This window comes from Metabacillus sp. 84 (assembly GCF_050107715.1).
Taxonomy (GTDB): Bacteria; Bacillota; Bacilli; order Bacillales; family Bacillaceae; genus Metabacillus_B.
This window is the reverse complement of sequence record NZ_JBNILN010000040.1, coordinates 1-255: the sequence shown is the minus strand read 5'-3', so window position 1 is coordinate 255 and position 255 is coordinate 1. Positions and strand designations below refer to the sequence as shown.

The 255-nt window shown below is 55.7% G+C and carries 1 rRNA gene; it reads left to right on the top strand.

From position 1 onward, the window contains the following. A 16S ribosomal RNA gene (locus ACQCV8_RS20220) occupies nt 1-255 on the top strand; the annotation flags it as partial.

Here is a 255-nt window from a genome sequence, read left to right as displayed (position 1 = left end):
GAGGCAGCAGTAGGGAATCTTCCGCAATGGACGAAAGTCTGACGGAGCAACGCCGCGTGAGTGATGAAGGTTTTCGGATCGTAAAGCTCTGTTGTCAGGGAAGAACAAGTGCGGGAGTCACTGCCCGTGCCTTGACGGTACCTGACCAGAAAGCCACGGCTAACTACGTGCCAGCAGCCGCGGTAATACGTAGGTGGCAAGCGTTGTCCGGAATTATTGGGCGTAAAGCGCGCGCAGGCGGTCTTTTAAGTCTGA